This is a genomic window from Phycicoccus ginsengisoli (assembly GCF_054779295.1).
Genome location: NZ_BAAGYN010000004.1, coordinates 280,187 through 295,971 on the forward strand (window position 1 = coordinate 280,187; position 15,785 = coordinate 295,971).

Below are 15,785 nucleotides of genomic sequence, written 5' to 3' on the forward strand. Positions count from 1 at the left end.
GAACGGGTCAGACGGCGGTCCGGCGTCGGGCCAGCCCCTGTGGGTCCAGCACCTCGATCCGGCCGCGGTGCAAGCGCACCAGCCCGTCGGCCTCGAGCGCCCGGAGCACCCGGTTGGTGGTCGGCCGGGCAGCGCCGGCGAGCTGGGCCACATCGGTCTGGGTGAGCGGGATGACCACGGGTGCGGGCGTCTCGTCGGCGTACTGGTCGCAGAGGTCGAGCAGCCGGTTGACGACCCTCCGGTCGCTGGGGACGTAGAGCGCCTCGACCAGCTGCTCCGAGAGTCGGCGCACCCGGGCCGACAGCAGCGACGCCAGCCGGTCGCCGATCGACGGGTGCTCGGCCATGAGCCGCCGGAACTCCGCGAACGTGACGACCAGCGTCACCGTGGGCTCCAGCGCCACGACGGTCGAGGAGCGGCGGGCGTGGGCCGCCGCCAGGCTGACGTCCCCGAGCGCTCGCCCCGGCCCGATCACCCGGAAGGCGGCCGAGTCCCCGAGCGGGGTGGTCCGCCTGGCCAGGACCCGGCCCTCGGCCACGAGGTGCAGGGTGTCGGCCGGGTCGCCCTCGTGGAAGAGCACGTCGCCTCGGGCGAAGGTGCGGCGCTGCATCCGCGCCAGCACCTGCCGGCGGACGTCCTCCGGCAGGTCGTCGAGCAGCTGCCACTGCATGGCCCAGTGCAGCACGACGTCACGGGTTGTGTCACCACGGGCACACGACGTCGGTGTCCCGCGGCACAGACGGGTCAGCCCGCCCCGGCGACGCTGGTGTGCACGAGGAGGCGAGGACGATGAGCACCACCGCACACCGGCGCGACCGGCACCACCACCACCCCGAGGTCCGCAAGGTCAGTGGCCGCTGGGCCTGGGTCTGCGGCTGCGGCAGCGCGTCGTGCCGCACGCGGTTCGACCCGCTGACCTGGCACGAGGTCGTGGTCGATGCGCTGCGCCACTCCACCACGATCGCCGCGTGAGCGGGCGATCCGGGGGTGTCCTCCGCTCACGCGTGCACCCGCCGGGGGGTGAGGGCCGAGCGGGCCTCCGCGAGGAGGACCCGCTCGGCCCGGTCGTAGGCCTCCTGCGCGGCGCGGGCGGTGTCGGCCACGGCGGTGAGCCCCAGGCGTCCGGCCTCGGTGACGGAGCTGAGCATGTGGAAGACCACCCCGGTCTGGGTCGAGGGGTCGAAGTGCAGCGACCGGCTGGCGACGATGTCGAACAGGTCCTCGACCCGCAGGCCCCGCAGCGACTCGTCCTCGAGGTGGTCGGTCGCGACGAGGTACTTCTCGCGGCCCAGCGGCGTCGTGAACAGCCCGGTGTCCGCGTGGTACTCGCCGCCCGTGAGGAACTGCAGGGTGAGGAACGGGTGCGTCGTGCCGCCCCTGCGCAGGTTCACCTCGATCGCGTAGCTGGCCCACTCCCCGTCGCGCTCCACCACCACGAAGTCCACCGCGAACCTGCCGAGGACGCCCAGCTCGGCGAGGCGGGCCCCGATCGCCTGCGCCTGGCGGGTGATCAGCGCGCTGTACGCCGGTGCCGCCGGGAACGAGCAGCCGAGGTAGGACTGGCCGGTCGGGCCGCCGAGCACCTGGTCGTGGGTCGAGAGCACCTCGAGCTCGCCGAGCGGGGTCACGCGGAGCTGGCAGCTCGGGCTCAGCACGGTGGACCCCGTGATCCGCTCCTCGACGATCCCGCCGCGCTCGTCGAACTTGGCCCAGTAGGCCTCCGGGGTGACCGTGCCGCCCTCGAGCTGCATGGCGCGGACCCGCTCGCGGAGCCCCACTGCCTCATCCGGCTCGCCGGGGTCCGGGAGGCCCCGGAGGTCGACCAGCGCGTTCCCGGCACCGGCGACGCCCTCGTTGAGCTTGACCATGGCGCTGTCCGCCCCGGGTCGCCGGGCCCGCAGGCGGGCCAGCGCCTCGACGACGTCGTCGACGGTGTGCAGGTCCTCGAAGCCGGCAGGGTGCTCGACGCCGGCGTCCTGGAACAGCCGGCGGCAGCCCGTCTTCGTCCCGAGCGGGAAGTGGCGGGGGTCCGCGCCGTACATGGGGATCCCGAGCTCGAGGGCGAGGTCGCGTTCGAGCCGGGTCGTCGTGTACGGCACGAGGTGGGAGCGCGCGGGGTCCGGGACCAGGGCCGCGACCTGCGCGAGCAGCCGGGGTCTCTCGAGCAGCTTCTCGGTGAGCGGCCGGGGCGAGGCGTCCCCCACGCTGACCATCGACAGCCGCGCCCTCGCGTGGCTGGGGATGACTCCGGGGAGCAGGGCCAGGTAGTACTCGACGATGGCCGGGTCCACCGGGCCGGAGGTCACGTAGACCATCCGCAGCCTGGGCTGGCGCAGGAGCAGCAACAGGAACAGGTAGCGCTCCTCCATCGCTTGGTTGAGCGCCCCCGCGCGGGGCGTGATCCGGTCGATCGACACCGACGGCACCACGACGACCGACTCCCCCGGCTCGTTGAGCCGCATCGCGCGCCACACGTCCGGGAGCCGGGCCTGGAGCCGGTCGTAGGCCGCGTAGCGCGCGTCCTCGTCGAGGTCGCCCAGCGTGCGCGGGCTCATGACGGCACCGCCGCGGCGTCGAGGCCGAGCACCTCGAACACCTCGACCGGCCGGGTGATCCCGCGCAGCTCGGCGGGCCCGAGCGGACGGGTGACCGCGACGTCGCCGAGACCGGCCTCGACCCGCTGGGTGATGAGGATCTGGCCGGCCGCGGCCAGCGAGGACAACCGGGCGCTGACGTTGGTGACGGTGCCGATGGCGGCGTAGTCGTACCTGCCCTCGAACCCCACCCGGCCCAGCGTGGCGTACCCCTGCGCGATCCCCACCCCGAAACCGAGGTCGTGGCCGCGGCGCCGCCACCCCTCGGCGAGCTCGGCCACCCTCCCCCGCATCGCCACAGCCATTCGCACCGCCCGCTGAGGGGCGTCGGGACACGGGATCGGGTCGTTGAAGAAGACCAGCAGGCCGTCGCCGGCGAAGTGCTCGAGCGTGCCCTCGAACCGGAAGACGAGGTCCCCGAGCGCCCCGTGGTAGTCGCGCAGCACGGACATGATCTCCTCCGGCTCCGAGGTCTCGGCGAAGGCGGTGAAGCCGCGCAGGTCGCAGTAGACGGCCGTGATCTCGCCGCGATGGCTCTCGAGGAACGACGCCTCCCCGCCGGCCGTGACCAGGCCCGCCACCTGGGGGGACAGGAACCGCCGGAGCCGGCCGACCCGCTCGATCTCCTGCACCTGCTCGGCCACCTTGGCCTCGAGCTGGGTGTTCCACCGGGCCAGCTCGTCGGCCTGCCGGACGACCGTGTCGTGGTAGCGCTTGACCCGGACCAGCGACCGCACCCGCGCCAGCAGCTCGGCCTGCTCGAACGGCTTGGTCACGAAGTCGTCGGCCCCGGCCTCGATCGCCTCGACCTTCTGGTGGTCGCCGCTGGCGGTGACCATCACCACCGGCAGGTACTCCGTGGCCGCGTTGGCGCGGATCCGACGGCATGTCTCGTACCCGTCGATCCCCGGCATCAGGACGTCGAGGAGCACGAGGTCCGGCACCTCCTGCGCGAGAATCGCCAGCGCGTCCTCGCCGGTCGTGGCCGTGCGCACTGTGAACCCCCGCGGGGAGAACACCGCGTCCAGCAGCTTGAGGTTGGCGGGCAGGTCGTCGACCACGAGGATCGTGGCGTCGTCGGGGCTCATGGCCGCTCCTCCCTGAGGTGCTCGCGCACCTGGTCCGGGAACCGGCGCACGTCGATGGGCTTCTGCAGGTAGCCGTCGAACCCCGCCTCGAGCGCCCGCTCCCGGTCCTCACGCATGGCGAACGCCGTGAGGGCGACGACCGGGATGCCGGCGGTCCGCTCGTCGCGGCGCAGCCGGCCCAGGGCCTCGAGGCCGTCGATGCCGGGCAGCTGCAGGTCCATGAGCACGAGGTCAGGCCGGGCGGCGGTGGCCCGGTCCACCGCGTCCTCCCCGGTGACCGCCACGAGGACGGTGAACCCGGCGAACTCGAGCACGTCGCGCGCGAGCTTGAGGTTGCGGTCGTTGTCCTCGACGAGCAGGACCACGTGCGGCCCCGTCACGACGGATCCCGCCGGCGACGGGGCCGAGCGGCGACCGCGACCGGTATGCCGGCCAGCCGCAGCGCGAGCTGGCGAAGGTCCACGGCGCTCTTGGAGGCGACGAACTCGATCCGTCCCTCGAGGAGCCGGCGCTCGACGGAGGTGAGCGTCTTGGTGGTCAGGACGACGACCGGGACGGCCGCCGTGACCGGGTCGGAGCGCAGCAGGTCGACCATGGCGAAGCCGTCGGTCTCGGGCATGAGCAGGTCGACCAGCACGACCGTCGGGTTGTGGGCGCGCACCAGGGTCAGGGCGTCGTCGACGCGCTGGCAGGCGTGCACGGTCCAGCCGGCAGGCTGCAGCGCCTGGCGGACCAGCTCGAGGGCGGTGGGGTCGTCGTCGACGTGCACGGCCACCCGCCCGGAGGCGGACCCGTCGTCGGCGGGCTGCAGCAGGCGTCCGAGGGTCGCGATGAGGTCCTCCCGCGCGACCGGTTTCACGAGGTAGTCCGACGCCCCCAGGGCGATGCCGCGACCACGGTCGGGCAGGACCGACACCACGACGACCGGGACGTCGGCGGTGGCGGGGTCGCCCTTGATGGCGGTTAGCACGTCCCAGCCGTCCATCCCGGGCAGCCGGATGTCGAGGATCACCACGTCGGGGCGCAGCGCCCGCACCGCCTCCAGGCCCTCCGGGCCGCTGCCGCGGGTCACCGGGTGCAGGCCGGCCGTCCCGAGGTGCAGGGACAGCAGCTCCGCCGAGCTCGGGTCGTCCTCGATGACCACCGCCACCGGCCTGCCGTCCCGGGCGGCGAGCGTGGTGCCGTCGGTGGCTTGGGCGGGTGCCGCCTCGTGCAACGGCAGCGAGAAGCCGAAGGTGCTCCCGTGGCCGAGCTCGCTGGTCAGCCACATGCGCCCGCCGTGCAGCTCGACGATCCGCTTGGTCAGGGTGAGCCCGAGACCCGTGCCCTCGACCCTTCGGGCGGCGCGGGCGCCCTGCTGGAAGGAGTCGAAGATCCGCTGCTGGTCCTGCACGGCGATGCCGATCCCGGTGTCGGCGACCGTCATCTCGAGCTCACCGCCCACGACCCGCGCGGTCACGGCCACGTGCCCGCCGTCCGGCGTGAACTTGATGGCGTTGCTGAGCAGGTTGAGCAGGACCTGCTTGAACCGCAGCTCGTCCGCCCGCACGGTCCCCACGTCGTCGGACACCTCGGTGCGCACGGTGATCCGGTGGTCGGAGGCGCGCTCGCGGATCATGGCCAGGACGTAGCCGATGGCCGGCTCGACCTCGAAGTCCGTCCGGTCGAGCTCCATCTGCCCCGCCTCGACCTTGCTGAGGTCCAGCACGTCGTTGAGCAGGGCGAGCAGGTGCCGCCCGGACCCGAGGATGTCGCGCAGGTAGTCCTCCTGGCGCTCGTTGAGGTCACCGAACATCCGCTCGAGCAGCACCTCGGAGAAGCCGATGACGGCGTTGAGCGGGGTGCGCAGCTCGTGCGACATGCTCGCCAGGAACTCCGACTTGTGCCGGCTGGCCTCGGCCAGCGCGGCACTCTGCTGCTCGAGCTCCTGGTACAGCCGCGCGTTGGTCAGGGCGATCGCCGACTGGCTGGCGAAGGCCTCCAGGACCTCGCAGGTCTCTTCACCGAAGGCCCCGGCCCGCCGCCGCCGCACGACCAGGGCCCCCACCACCCGGTCGGCCCGCAGCAGGGGGATCGCCAGCAGCGAGCGCCAGCCGGCGGCATACAGGACCTCGAGGTGAAGGTCCCGCTCCACGGCGTCGAGGTCGGGGACCTGCGTCGGCGTCCGCGCCAGGCAGGCGCGCCCCACGAGCGTCTCGTCGATGTGGATCCGGCTGTCGCGCAGCGCCTCGACGACCTCCTCGGGCGTGCCGATGGCCGTCCGGACGCGGAAGAGGCGCGAGTCCTCGTCGAACTCCATGAGCGAGCCGCCGTCGGTGCCGGATAGCTGGACCGCGGTGGTCACGATCGTGCCGAGGACCTCGTCGGCGTCCAGGCTGGAGCTGACCGCCTCGCCCACCTCGGCGAGGGCCTCGAGTTGGTCGACCCGCCGGCCCAGCTCGGCGGACCTGGCCTCGAGCGAGCGCAGCAGCTCGACGGTGCGGATCGCCATGGCCCCCTGGGTGGCGAAGCTCGTGAGCACCGCTCCGGCCCGGTCGTCGAACGGGTCGACGGTCGTCCGCCACACCGACAGCACGCCCACCACCTGGTCGCGCACCACCATCGGCGCGCCCATGATGGTGCGGATGCGCCCGAGCCGCTGGAAGACCGGCCGGTCGTAGTCGGGGTCCGCCAGGACGTCGGCGATCTGCAGGGTGGTGCGGTCCAGGCTGACCCGGCCGATGAGCGAGGTCCGGTCGCGGGGTACCGGCCGCCGGGCCGCGTAGTCGCGGTACTCGGGGGAGGCGCCGAAGGACCGGGTCAGGACGAACTTGCTGTCGTGGACGAGGTGGATCTGGGCCACGTCAGCGCGGCACAGCGCACGAGCCCGTTCGACGATGGTCCCGAAGACGTCCTCGGAGGACGTCGTGGTGTCGGCGAGCATGGTCAGGATCTCGCTCGTGGCGGCGAGCTGCTCCCGCGTCTCGCGGAGCTCGTCGGCCAGGTGCGGCGGGCCGGCAGGTGTCGTCAACGGCGGCCTCCCTCGACGAGTCGGCACCTCTGCGCGTGGACCCCTGCACCATTGTCCGATTGCGAGTGTCCACCCTCGGTTGCCCCCGCGTCTCCCCCCTTTGACGCACCGGTTGACGCACCGGCTCGCCGCTCGGCGTGACGCATCAGCCGAGCCGCGGGAGTCAGGCCGGGCTGGAACGGCCGTCGCGCGGGGCGAAGACCGTGAGCGCGTCGGCGTCGGAGTTCCGCCCGCGGACGTACTCCTCCACCCACGCCCGGCGGTCCTCGTACCCCGACTCGGCCACGATCCGCTCGCACACGGCGTCGAGGTCCACCTCGGTGTGCCGCAGCGAGACCTGGGCCCCGCGCAGGAGCGCCCAGGCCCCGCCGGGCCGGCCGTACGGCATACCGATGCTCCCGGGGTTGACCACCCAGCGCCGGTCGACCAGGCGCGCGAACGGCATGTGGGTGTGGCCGCACAGGACGGTGCGCACCTCGGGGGGCAGCTCCGCGAACGCCGCGGCCCAGCGCTCGAGCCGCGTGTCGACGAGCACGACCTCGTCGTCGTCCCGGGGCGAGCCGTGGCAGGCGAGCACCGGCCCGAACCCGTCGACCTCGACGGTCACCGGGTGCGGGAGCCCGGCCAGCAGGTCCACCTGGTCGGGCCGCAGCTGGGCCCCGGCCCACTGCGACTCGGGGTGCTCGCTCGTGCCACCGCGTGCGACCTCGACGAGCTCACGGTCGGCGTTGCCGCGCACGAGGACGACCCGTTCCCCCAGCGCGGTGAGGGCGTCCAGTGTCTCGACCGGCATGGGGCCCGCCGCGTGGTCGCCGCACACGACGACGAGGTCGGCGCCCGCGACGTCCGGCTCGGCGAGGACCGCCTCGAGCACGGGGAGCGCACCGTGGACGTCGGACAGGACCGCGACGGACTCGACCATGCAGTGACGGTATGCCGCGGGGCGTCCGGTCGCCGCTGTCGGCGTCCGGGAGCACCATGGGGTCATGCCCGAGATGTCCGAGTCGCCGCGCTGCGCGATCGTCCCGCCCTACCTGCTCGAGGCGCTGTCGGCCCAGGGGTCCGGCGACGTCGCCGACTGCGCCAGCCGGACCCTCACCCGTGACGGCGAGTGGCGGGCCCGCCGTGGCGCCGGTCGGGCGGGGGCCGGTCGGACGGCCGCGGCACCCCGGACCCCGACGGTGCCGCCGGACGACGGCACCCACCCCCAGCGGGTGGTGAGCGACGCCCACGGGTCGGAGACGCTGCCCGGGTCCACGGTGCGGGGCGAGGGCGACCCCGCGAGCGGTGACGCCGCTGCGGACGAGGCCTATGACGGGCTCGGCGCGACGTGGCGGCTGTACCGCGAGCAGTACGGCCGTGACTCCCTCGACGACAGGGGCCTGCCGTTGCTGGCGTCGGTCCACTACGGCCAGGACTACGACAACGCGTTCTGGGACGGCACGCAGATGGTCTTCGGCGACGGCGACGGCCGGGTGTTCACCCGGTTCACCGTCGCGGTCGACGTCATCGGGCACGAGCTCACGCACGGCGTCACCGAGCTCACCGCGGGCCTGACGTACCAGGGACAGTCGGGGGCGCTCAACGAGAGCATCTCGGACGTCTTCGGGTCGCTCGTGCGGCAGCGGGCTGAGGGGCAGAGCGCGGCCGAGGCCGACTGGCTCATCGGCAAGGGCCTGTTCACCCCCCAGGTCAAGGGAGTCGCCCTGCGCTCGATGAAGGCGCCGGGCACCGCCTACGACGACCCCCAGCTCGGCAAGGACCCGCAGCCCGCCGACATGTCCGGCTACGTGCGCACCACCGACGACAACGGCGGGGTGCACCTCAACTCCGGCATCCCCAACCACGCCTTCTACCTCGCCGCCACCGCGATCGGTGGCAACGCCTGGGAGGGCGCGGGCCAGGTCTGGTACGACGTCCTCACCGGGGGCACCCTCGCCGCGGACTGCGACTTCGCCACCTTCGCTGGGCTCACCGTGGCCGCCGCCCGGGCGCGGTATGCCGCGGACTCACCCGAGGCCGCGGCGGTGCGGGACGCCTGGGTGCAGGTGGGGGTCCTCACCCGCGACGGCGGGAGCGGGCAGCAGCCCGGCCGCCCTTCCGGGGTCGGGACGGCGGGCCAAGGTCGAGAGGGGCAGCCCGCCGCCGGTGCCGTGGCGGTCCAGGTGCGGCGCAGCGGCGGCCTCGCCGGTCAGCACCGCCGGCGCACGGTCACGCTGAGCGACCTCCCCGACGACGACGCGCGGGAGTGGCGCGGGCTGCTCGCCGGGGACGGGTTGCGGTCGCTGGCCGCCCGGCGCGGCCGCGTCGTCCCGGACGCGTACACCTACCACGTGGCCTGCCCGCCCGAGGCCGACGAGCTCGACCTCCCTGAGCACGACCTGCCCGAGTCGGTGCGCGACCTCCTGCGCCGGACCCTCGACGCCTGACCGGGGCCGGGCGTCAGACCACCCCGTGCGTGCGGGTGGCCCACAGCGTGGCCGCGACCCGGTCGACGAAGGCCTCGACCCTGGCCTTCGACGTGCCCAGGGAGGAGAAGGTGACGACCTGGTCGCCGACCACGAGCGCGACCGCGACCCCGTAGACCCGCCGGGTCCCGTCGAGGTGGAAGGTCAGCCGTACCGCGGGGCCGGCCTGGGTGCGGACGTGCGTGAGCCGGTCCACCGGTCCGGCCAGACCGGTGGACACGCCGGCGCGCAGCGTCGCGTCGGGTGGCAGCGCCCGACCCGGGGTGCGAGCCAGGACCAGGGACACGGGGTCACCGGGGTCGGCGACGAAGGCGGTGAACACCCGACCCATCCGCGCCTGCAGCATCTGGGTGTAGTCCTCGAGGGACAGCCCGAGCCGGCCGGCAAGCCGGCGCCGCTCCTCCAGGCTGCCCTGGGAGTTGGCGAGGTTCCCGGCATCGAGCTCGGTGAACGTGCGGGGCACCCCGAACGCGATGCCCAGGTCACCGTCCTCGACCGGCTGCTCCTCGGCGGTCAGGGCGGCGCCCTTCCAGGCCGACGGCGGGTCCGCCTCGGTGCTCGGCGTGGGGGCCGGGTCCGGGGCACCCGGCGTGACGGTCGCCGTGGGCGTGATGGCATGCGGGTCCGGTGGCAGGGCGGTGACCGTGCCGGGCGAGCCGGTCAGGCTGCCCCCGCAGCCGACGAGGGACAGCACCAGGGCGATCGCTCCGAGTCCGGCCCCGAGGCGGGCGGGCAGGGTCCCAGCCGTGGGTCCCGGCGTGCGCAGCCCGGCCGCCGGAGGGCCGGGCCAGGACCCTTCACGGCGCGCAGTGGACCGTCGCGTCCAGGCCTCCTGGCGTCCGTCCCCCACGCTCGGCACGCTAGCCGGAGCGGGTGCGTGAAAAGGGGGGAACGGGACGGGACCACCCGTTCGGTGGAGGCCCGGGACCCGGATCGGGAAATCGCGCGTGTGGCCCACTGGGGGGCCGGGTGGTGACCCCCGACCCGTGAACCGCGGTTTTTTTCGCCCTGATGCGTGTTCCCGGGCCTCCTGAGGCACCTTCTGTCCCCCGCGACAGGTAGACTGGAGGACAGTTCCGCGACCAGCTGGTCTCCAGCCTGGTCGCGTTCCATGAGCAGGGTACGACGCCGTCCGGGAGCCGGTCCGTCCGTCGTGCCGCAAGCACAGAGGAGCACCGTGCCCGCGCCCGACCAGAACGACCGCCCTTACCAGAATGCCCCCGACCAGACCGAGCACCTCACGGCCGCCGAGGCCGAGGCCGCCCGCGCGCACGTGGAGGCCCAGCTCGCCGGCGTCGAGCCCGGGTCGGACTACGACGCCAGCGCGATCCAGGTGCTCGAGGGGCTCGAGGCGGTCCGCAAGCGCCCGGGCATGTACATCGGCTCGACCGGCGAGCGGGGCCTGCACCACCTCGTCTGGGAGATCGTCGACAACGCCGTGGACGAGGCGCTGGCCGGCTACGCCGACACGATCGACGTCACGCTGCTCGCCGACGGTGGTGTGCGGGTCGCGGACAACGGTCGCGGCATCCCCACGGGCATGAACGACCAGTACGGCATGTCCACCGTCGAGCTCGTGCTCACCCAGCTGCACGCGGGCGGCAAGTTCGGTGGCGGGGGCTACAAGGTGTCCGGCGGCCTGCACGGCGTCGGCTCCTCCGTGGTCAACGCGCTCTCGACCCGCCTCGACGCCGAGGTGCGCCAGCTCGGCCACGTCTTCCGGGTCTCGTTCGACCACGGCGAGGCGGTCGCACCCCTGCAGCAGATGGAGGAGTCCGACGAGACCGGGACGACCATCACGTTCTGGGCCGACGGTGGCATCTTCGAGTCGACGACCTACGACTTCGAGACCATCCGGGCGCGGTTCCAGCAGATGGCCTTCCTCAACAAGGGCCTGACCATCAACCTGGTCGACGAGCGCGAGCCCGACACCGGCGGCGAGGAGGGCTCCGACGTCGTCGACGAGGTCGAGAAGAAGCCGCGCCAGATCTCCTACCGTTACGACAACGGCCTGGTCGACTACGTCACCCACCTCGTGGGCTCGAAGAAGGCCGAGCCGGTCAACGCCGAGATCATCTCGATCGAATCCGAGGACACCGAGCGGCAGCTCAGCCTCGAGCTGGCGATGCAGTGGACGACCGCCTACTCCGAGTCGGTCCACACCTACGCCAACACCATCAACACCCACGAGGGCGGCACCCACGAGGAGGGCTTCCGCGCGGCGATGACCAAGCTCATCAACGACTTCGCGCGCAAGCAGAACCTGCTCAAGGACAAGGACGACAACCTCACCGGCGACGACGTCCGCGAGGGCCTCACGGCGGTCATCTCGGTCAAGCTCGGCGAGCCGCAGTTCGAGGGCCAGACCAAGACCAAGCTCGGCAACTCCGAGGTCAAGGGCTTCGTGCAGCGGGCCATGACCGACGAGTTCGGCCACTGGCTCGAGGCGCACCCCAACGAGGGCAAGGACATCGTCCGCAAGTCGATCCAGGCCGCGGCCGCGCGGATGGCCGCCCGCAAGGCGCGCGAGGCGACCCGGCGCAAGGGACTGCTGGAGTCCGGCGGCCTGCCCGGCAAGCTCAAGGACTGCCAGAGCAAGGACCCCTCGATCTCCGAGGTCTTCATCGTCGAGGGCGACTCGGCCGGCGGCTCGGCGGTGCAGGGGCGCAACCCGCACACCCAGGCGATCCTCCCGATCCGCGGAAAGATCCTCAACGTCGAGAAGGCCCGCATCGACAAGGTGCTCGCCAACAACGAGGTCCAGGCGCTCATCTCGGGCTTCGGCACCGGCATCGGCGAGGACTTCGACCTGTCCAAGGCGCGGTACCACAAGATCATCCTGATGGCCGACGCCGACGTCGACGGCATGCACATCCGGACCTTGCTGCTGACCCTGCTGTTCCGGTTCATGCGCCCGCTCATCGAGGCCGGGTACGTCTACCTGGCCCAGCCGCCGCTGTACCGGCTCAAGTGGAGCAACCACGAGCACGAGTTCGCGTACAGCGACCGCGAGCGCGACGCGATGATCCTCGAGGGACAGTCGCGCGGGTGGCGCCTGCCCAAGGACAACGGCGTGCAGCGGTACAAGGGCCTCGGCGAGATGAACTACCACGAGCTGTGGGACACCACGATGGACCCCGACCACCGGGTCCTGCTCCAGGTGACGCTCGACGACGCGGCCGCGGCCGACGAGATCTTCGCGATCCTCATGGGCGAGGACGTCGAGTCCCGCCGCGGCTTCATCCAGCGCAACGCCCGCGACGTGCGCTTCCTCGACATCTAGGGCCGGTATGCCGCCGGGCCGGCGGGTTTCACGTGGAACCAGCCGCCCGGCATACCGACGAAGCTTCCTCGAATGGCATTGAAGGACAAGGGAATCCATGACTGAGCAGCCGCCCACCATCACCCCGGGCGATCGGACCGAGCCGATCGACCTCAACACGGAGATGCAGCGCAGCTACATCGAGTACGCGATGAGCGTCATCGTCAGCCGCGCGCTCCCCGACGTGCGGGACGGGCTCAAGCCGGTGCACCGCCGCGTGCTGTACGCCATGTACGACGGCGGCTACCGGCCCGACCGCGGCTACAACAAGTGCAGCCGCGTCGTCGGTGACGTCATGGGTCAGTACCACCCGCACGGCGACAGCGCGATCTACGACGCCCTCGTCCGGCTCGTCCAGGACTGGTCGCTGCGGTACCCGCTCGTCGACGGCCAGGGCAACTTCGGCAGCCGCGGCAACGACGGTGCCGCCGCCCCGCGGTACACCGAGTGCCGGATGGCGCAGATCGCCATGGAGATGGTCCGTGACATCCACGAGGACACCGTCGACTTCCAGCCGAACTACGACGGCAAGACCCAGGAGCCGACGGTCCTGCCGAGCCGGTTCCCCAACCTGCTCGTCAACGGCTCGGCCGGCATCGCCGTCGGCATGGCCACGCAGATCCCGCCGCACAACCTGCGCGAGGTCGCAGCCGGGGCGCAGGTCTACCTCGACAACCCGGACATGCCGCGCGAGGAGCTGCTCGAGCGGCTGCTGACGATCATCCAGGGCCCGGACTTCCCGACCGGCGCGCTCATCATGGGCCGCCGCGGCATCGAGGACGCCTACCGGACGGGCCGCGGCTCGATCATCATGCGGTCGGTCGTCGAGGTCGAGGAGATCCAGGGCCGGCAGTGCCTGGTCGTCACCGAGCTGCCGTACCAGGTCAACCCCGACACCCTCGCGCAGAAGATCGCCGAGCTCATCAAGGACGGCAAGCTCGCCGGCATCGCCGACCTGCGCGACGAGACCTCGGGCCGCACCGGCCAGCGCCTGGTGATCGTGCTCAAGCGCGACGCGGTCGCCAAGGTCGTCCTCAACAACCTGTACAAGCACACCCAGCTGCAGACCAACTTCGGCGCCAACATGCTCGCCCTGGTCGACGGGGTGCCGCGCACCCTGCCACTGGACGCGTTCATCCGGCACTGGGTTGACCACCAGATCGAGGTCATCCAGCGGCGCACGACCTTCCGGCTGCGCAAGGCCGAGGCCGAGATCCACATCTTGCGGGGCCTGCTCAAGGCGCTCGACGCGCTCGACGAGGTCATCGCCCTCATCCGCCGCTCCCCCACCGTGGAGGAGGCCCGCGACGGCCTCATCGAGCTGCTGGAGATCGACGAGGTCCAGGCCCGGGCGATCCTCGACATGCAGCTGCGGCGCCTGGCGGCCCTGGAGCGCCAGAAGATCATCGACCAGCACGACGAGCTCGAGCGGATGATCCTCGACTACCAGGACATCCTCGCCACGCCGACGCGCCAGCGGTCCATCGTCTCCGAGGAGCTCGGCCAGATCGTCGACAAGTACGGCGACGACCGGCGCACCACGATCGACCTCTTCGACGGCGACATGTCGATGGAGGACCTCATCCCCGAGGAGGACGTGGTCGTCACGATCACCCGTGGCGGCTACGCCAAGCGCACCCGGGTCGACGCGTACCGCTCCCAGGGCCGCGGCGGCCGCGGCGTCCGCGGTGCCGCGCTGCGCGGCGACGACCTGGTGGAGCACTTCTTCACGACGTCCTCGCACCACTGGCTGCTCTTCTTCACCAACCTCGGCCGGGTCTACCGGGTCAAGGCGTACGAGCTGCCCGACGCCGGCCGGGACGCCAAGGGCCAGCACGTCGCGAACCTGCTGGCGCTGCAGCCGGACGAGCAGATCGCCCAGGTGCTCGACCTGCGCGACTACACCCAGTCGCCGTACCTCGTGCTGGCCACCAAGAACGGCCTGGTCAAGAAGACCCGGCTCGCGGACTACGACTCACCCCGCTCCGGTGGCCTCATCGCGGTCAACCTCCGCGATGGCGACGAGCTGATCGGGGTCGACCTGCTCAGCGCCGAGGACGACCTGCTGCTCGTGTCGCGGCACGCGCAGTCGGTGCGGTTCCACGCGGCCGACGACCAGCTGCGGCCGATGGGCCGGGCCACGAGCGGCGTGACCGGCATGCGGTTCCGGGGCGACGACTCGCTGCTGTCGATGAGCGTGATCCGCGACGGCGAGGACCCGGACGTGTTCGTGGTCTTCGAGAACGGCATGGCCAAGCGCTCCCCGTCCTCGGACTGGAACGTCAAGGGCCGCGGTGGCCTCGGCGTCGCCGTCGCCAAGATCACCGAGCGCAACGGCGACCTCGTGGGCGCGCTCACGGTGCACGAGAGCGACGACGTCATGGTGGTGTTCGCCAAGGGCAACGTGGTGCGTATGCCGGTGGCGCCAGTGGCCCGCCGTGGGCGCAACACCCAGGGCGTGATCTTCGCCCGACCCGGCAAGGGCGACGCCGTCGTGGCCGTGACCGACGCGCCGGAGACGGCGCCCGAGGACGTGGTGACCGAGGGAGAGGTGTCTGCGGACGGTGGCGGGGGGGCCGGCGCAGCCGCCCCGGCTGTCCAGCCCTCGAGTGGTGAAGGCGACTCCCGGGCCACCGATGCCGTACCGTCGGAGTCGAATGACGAGGTCGCGCCCGGGGCTGACGCCGCGGACGGGTCCGACACCGAGGGCACCGGAGGTAGCGCGTGAGCACGGCAGGCCAGACGAGCAGGTCGGCCCTGGGCCAGGGCGGTCAGTCGACGGGCCAGGGTGCGGGCGGTTCGACCGGTCCGGGCACGTCGACCGCGACCCGGCCGATCTCCCAGCCCGGTAGCCCCCAGGCCCGCCCGGTGGGCGGCGTCCCCGGTGTGCGCCAGCGGCGGGTGAAGCTCACGGTCAGCCGGATCGACCCGTGGTCGGCGATGAAGATGTCGTTCCTCATCTCGGTCGCACTCGGCATCGCCGGCGTCGTCATGGTCGCCGTGCTGTGGATGATCCTGTCCGGCATGGGCGTGTTCTCCGAGATCAACCGGCTCGTGGGCACGGTCTTCTCGGACAGCCAGAACCCGTTCAACATCATGGACTTCCTCGGGTTCGGGCGGGTGCTGTCGCTGTCGATCGTCATCGGTGTCATCGACGTCATCCTGCTCACCGCCCTGTCGACGCTGGGCGCGTTCCTCTACAACGTCTGCTCCTCGCTGGTCGGCGGCATCCAGCTGACCCTCACCGACGACTGAGGCTCTCCCCGCAAGACAACGGTTGCTCGACATCCCGCGGGACACCAA

The 15,785-nt window shown here is 72.2% G+C and carries 12 protein-coding genes; 5 read left to right on the top strand and 7 right to left on the bottom strand.

Annotation, left to right across the window (positions count from 1 at the left end):
- Positions 1-7 precede the first annotated feature (7 nt).
- The gene (locus tag ACYVDO_RS08675) at positions 8-685 is read right to left on the bottom strand and encodes a Crp/Fnr family transcriptional regulator (protein ID WP_460934792.1); all 678 of its coding nucleotides are present in this window, start codon (positions 683-685) and stop codon (positions 8-10) included.
- Between the two features lie 104 nt (positions 686-789).
- Between ACYVDO_RS08675 and ACYVDO_RS08680 the strand changes: the two genes are divergently transcribed.
- Positions 790-972, top strand: a complete 183-nt coding sequence (locus ACYVDO_RS08680; protein ID WP_460934794.1) for a hypothetical protein — start codon at positions 790-792, stop codon at positions 970-972.
- Positions 973-998: 26 nt separating this feature from the next.
- On the opposite strand, the gene ACYVDO_RS08685 is transcribed toward ACYVDO_RS08680, so the two are convergent.
- The 5 genes from ACYVDO_RS08685 to ACYVDO_RS08705 all read right to left on the bottom strand — a co-directional run bounded on the left by ACYVDO_RS08685 (position 999) and on the right by ACYVDO_RS08705 (position 7,614).
- Positions 999-2,555: a peptide ligase PGM1-related protein gene (locus tag ACYVDO_RS08685; protein ID WP_460934796.1), complete on the bottom strand. Its 1,557-nt coding sequence runs from the start codon at positions 2,553-2,555 to the stop codon at positions 999-1,001.
- On the bottom strand, positions 2,552-3,682 hold the full coding sequence (locus ACYVDO_RS08690; protein ID WP_460934798.1) for an adenylate/guanylate cyclase domain-containing protein: 1,131 nt from the start codon (positions 3,680-3,682) through the stop codon (positions 2,552-2,554). Before ACYVDO_RS08690 ends, ACYVDO_RS08685 begins: the two co-directional genes overlap by 4 nt.
- Positions 3,679-4,062: a response regulator gene (locus ACYVDO_RS08695; protein WP_460934800.1), complete on the bottom strand. Its 384-nt coding sequence runs from the start codon at positions 4,060-4,062 to the stop codon at positions 3,679-3,681. The genes ACYVDO_RS08690 and ACYVDO_RS08695 overlap by 4 nt, the downstream gene beginning before the upstream one ends.
- On the bottom strand, positions 4,059-6,692 hold the full coding sequence (locus ACYVDO_RS08700) for a hybrid sensor histidine kinase/response regulator (protein ID WP_460934802.1): 2,634 nt from the start codon (positions 6,690-6,692) through the stop codon (positions 4,059-4,061). The genes ACYVDO_RS08695 and ACYVDO_RS08700 overlap by 4 nt, the downstream gene beginning before the upstream one ends.
- A gap of 163 nt (positions 6,693-6,855) precedes the next feature.
- On the bottom strand, positions 6,856-7,614 hold the full coding sequence (locus ACYVDO_RS08705; RefSeq protein ID WP_460934804.1) for a metallophosphoesterase family protein: 759 nt from the start codon (positions 7,612-7,614) through the stop codon (positions 6,856-6,858).
- 64 nt (positions 7,615-7,678) lie between these two features.
- Here ACYVDO_RS08705 and ACYVDO_RS08710 point away from each other — a divergent pair, with 64 nt between their 5' ends.
- Positions 7,679-9,121 carry a protealysin inhibitor emfourin gene (locus ACYVDO_RS08710; RefSeq protein WP_460934806.1) on the top strand — a complete coding sequence of 481 codons (1,443 nt, stop codon included), beginning with the start codon at positions 7,679-7,681 and terminating at the stop codon, positions 9,119-9,121.
- Between the two features lie 13 nt (positions 9,122-9,134).
- Here ACYVDO_RS08710 and ACYVDO_RS08715 read toward each other — a convergent pair whose 3' ends face one another.
- Positions 9,135-10,010, bottom strand: coding sequence for a hypothetical protein (locus ACYVDO_RS08715; protein ID WP_460934808.1), 876 nt, complete (start codon positions 10,008-10,010; stop codon positions 9,135-9,137).
- A 327-nt stretch (positions 10,011-10,337) separates the two neighbouring features.
- Between ACYVDO_RS08715 and gyrB the strand changes: the two genes are divergently transcribed.
- The 3 genes from gyrB to ACYVDO_RS08730 all read left to right on the top strand — a co-directional run bounded on the left by gyrB (position 10,338) and on the right by ACYVDO_RS08730 (position 15,737).
- Complete coding sequence (gene gyrB / locus ACYVDO_RS08720; RefSeq protein WP_460934810.1) at positions 10,338-12,443, top strand: DNA topoisomerase (ATP-hydrolyzing) subunit B; 2,106 nt, start codon at positions 10,338-10,340, stop codon at positions 12,441-12,443.
- A gap of 97 nt (positions 12,444-12,540) precedes the next feature.
- Positions 12,541-15,210: a DNA gyrase subunit A gene (gene gyrA, locus ACYVDO_RS08725; RefSeq protein ID WP_460934812.1), complete on the top strand. Its 2,670-nt coding sequence runs from the start codon at positions 12,541-12,543 to the stop codon at positions 15,208-15,210.
- Positions 15,207-15,737, top strand: coding sequence for a DUF3566 domain-containing protein (locus ACYVDO_RS08730; protein ID WP_460934814.1), 531 nt, complete (start codon positions 15,207-15,209; stop codon positions 15,735-15,737). The genes gyrA and ACYVDO_RS08730 overlap by 4 nt, the downstream gene beginning before the upstream one ends.
- The last annotated feature ends 48 nt before the right edge of the window (positions 15,738-15,785 follow it).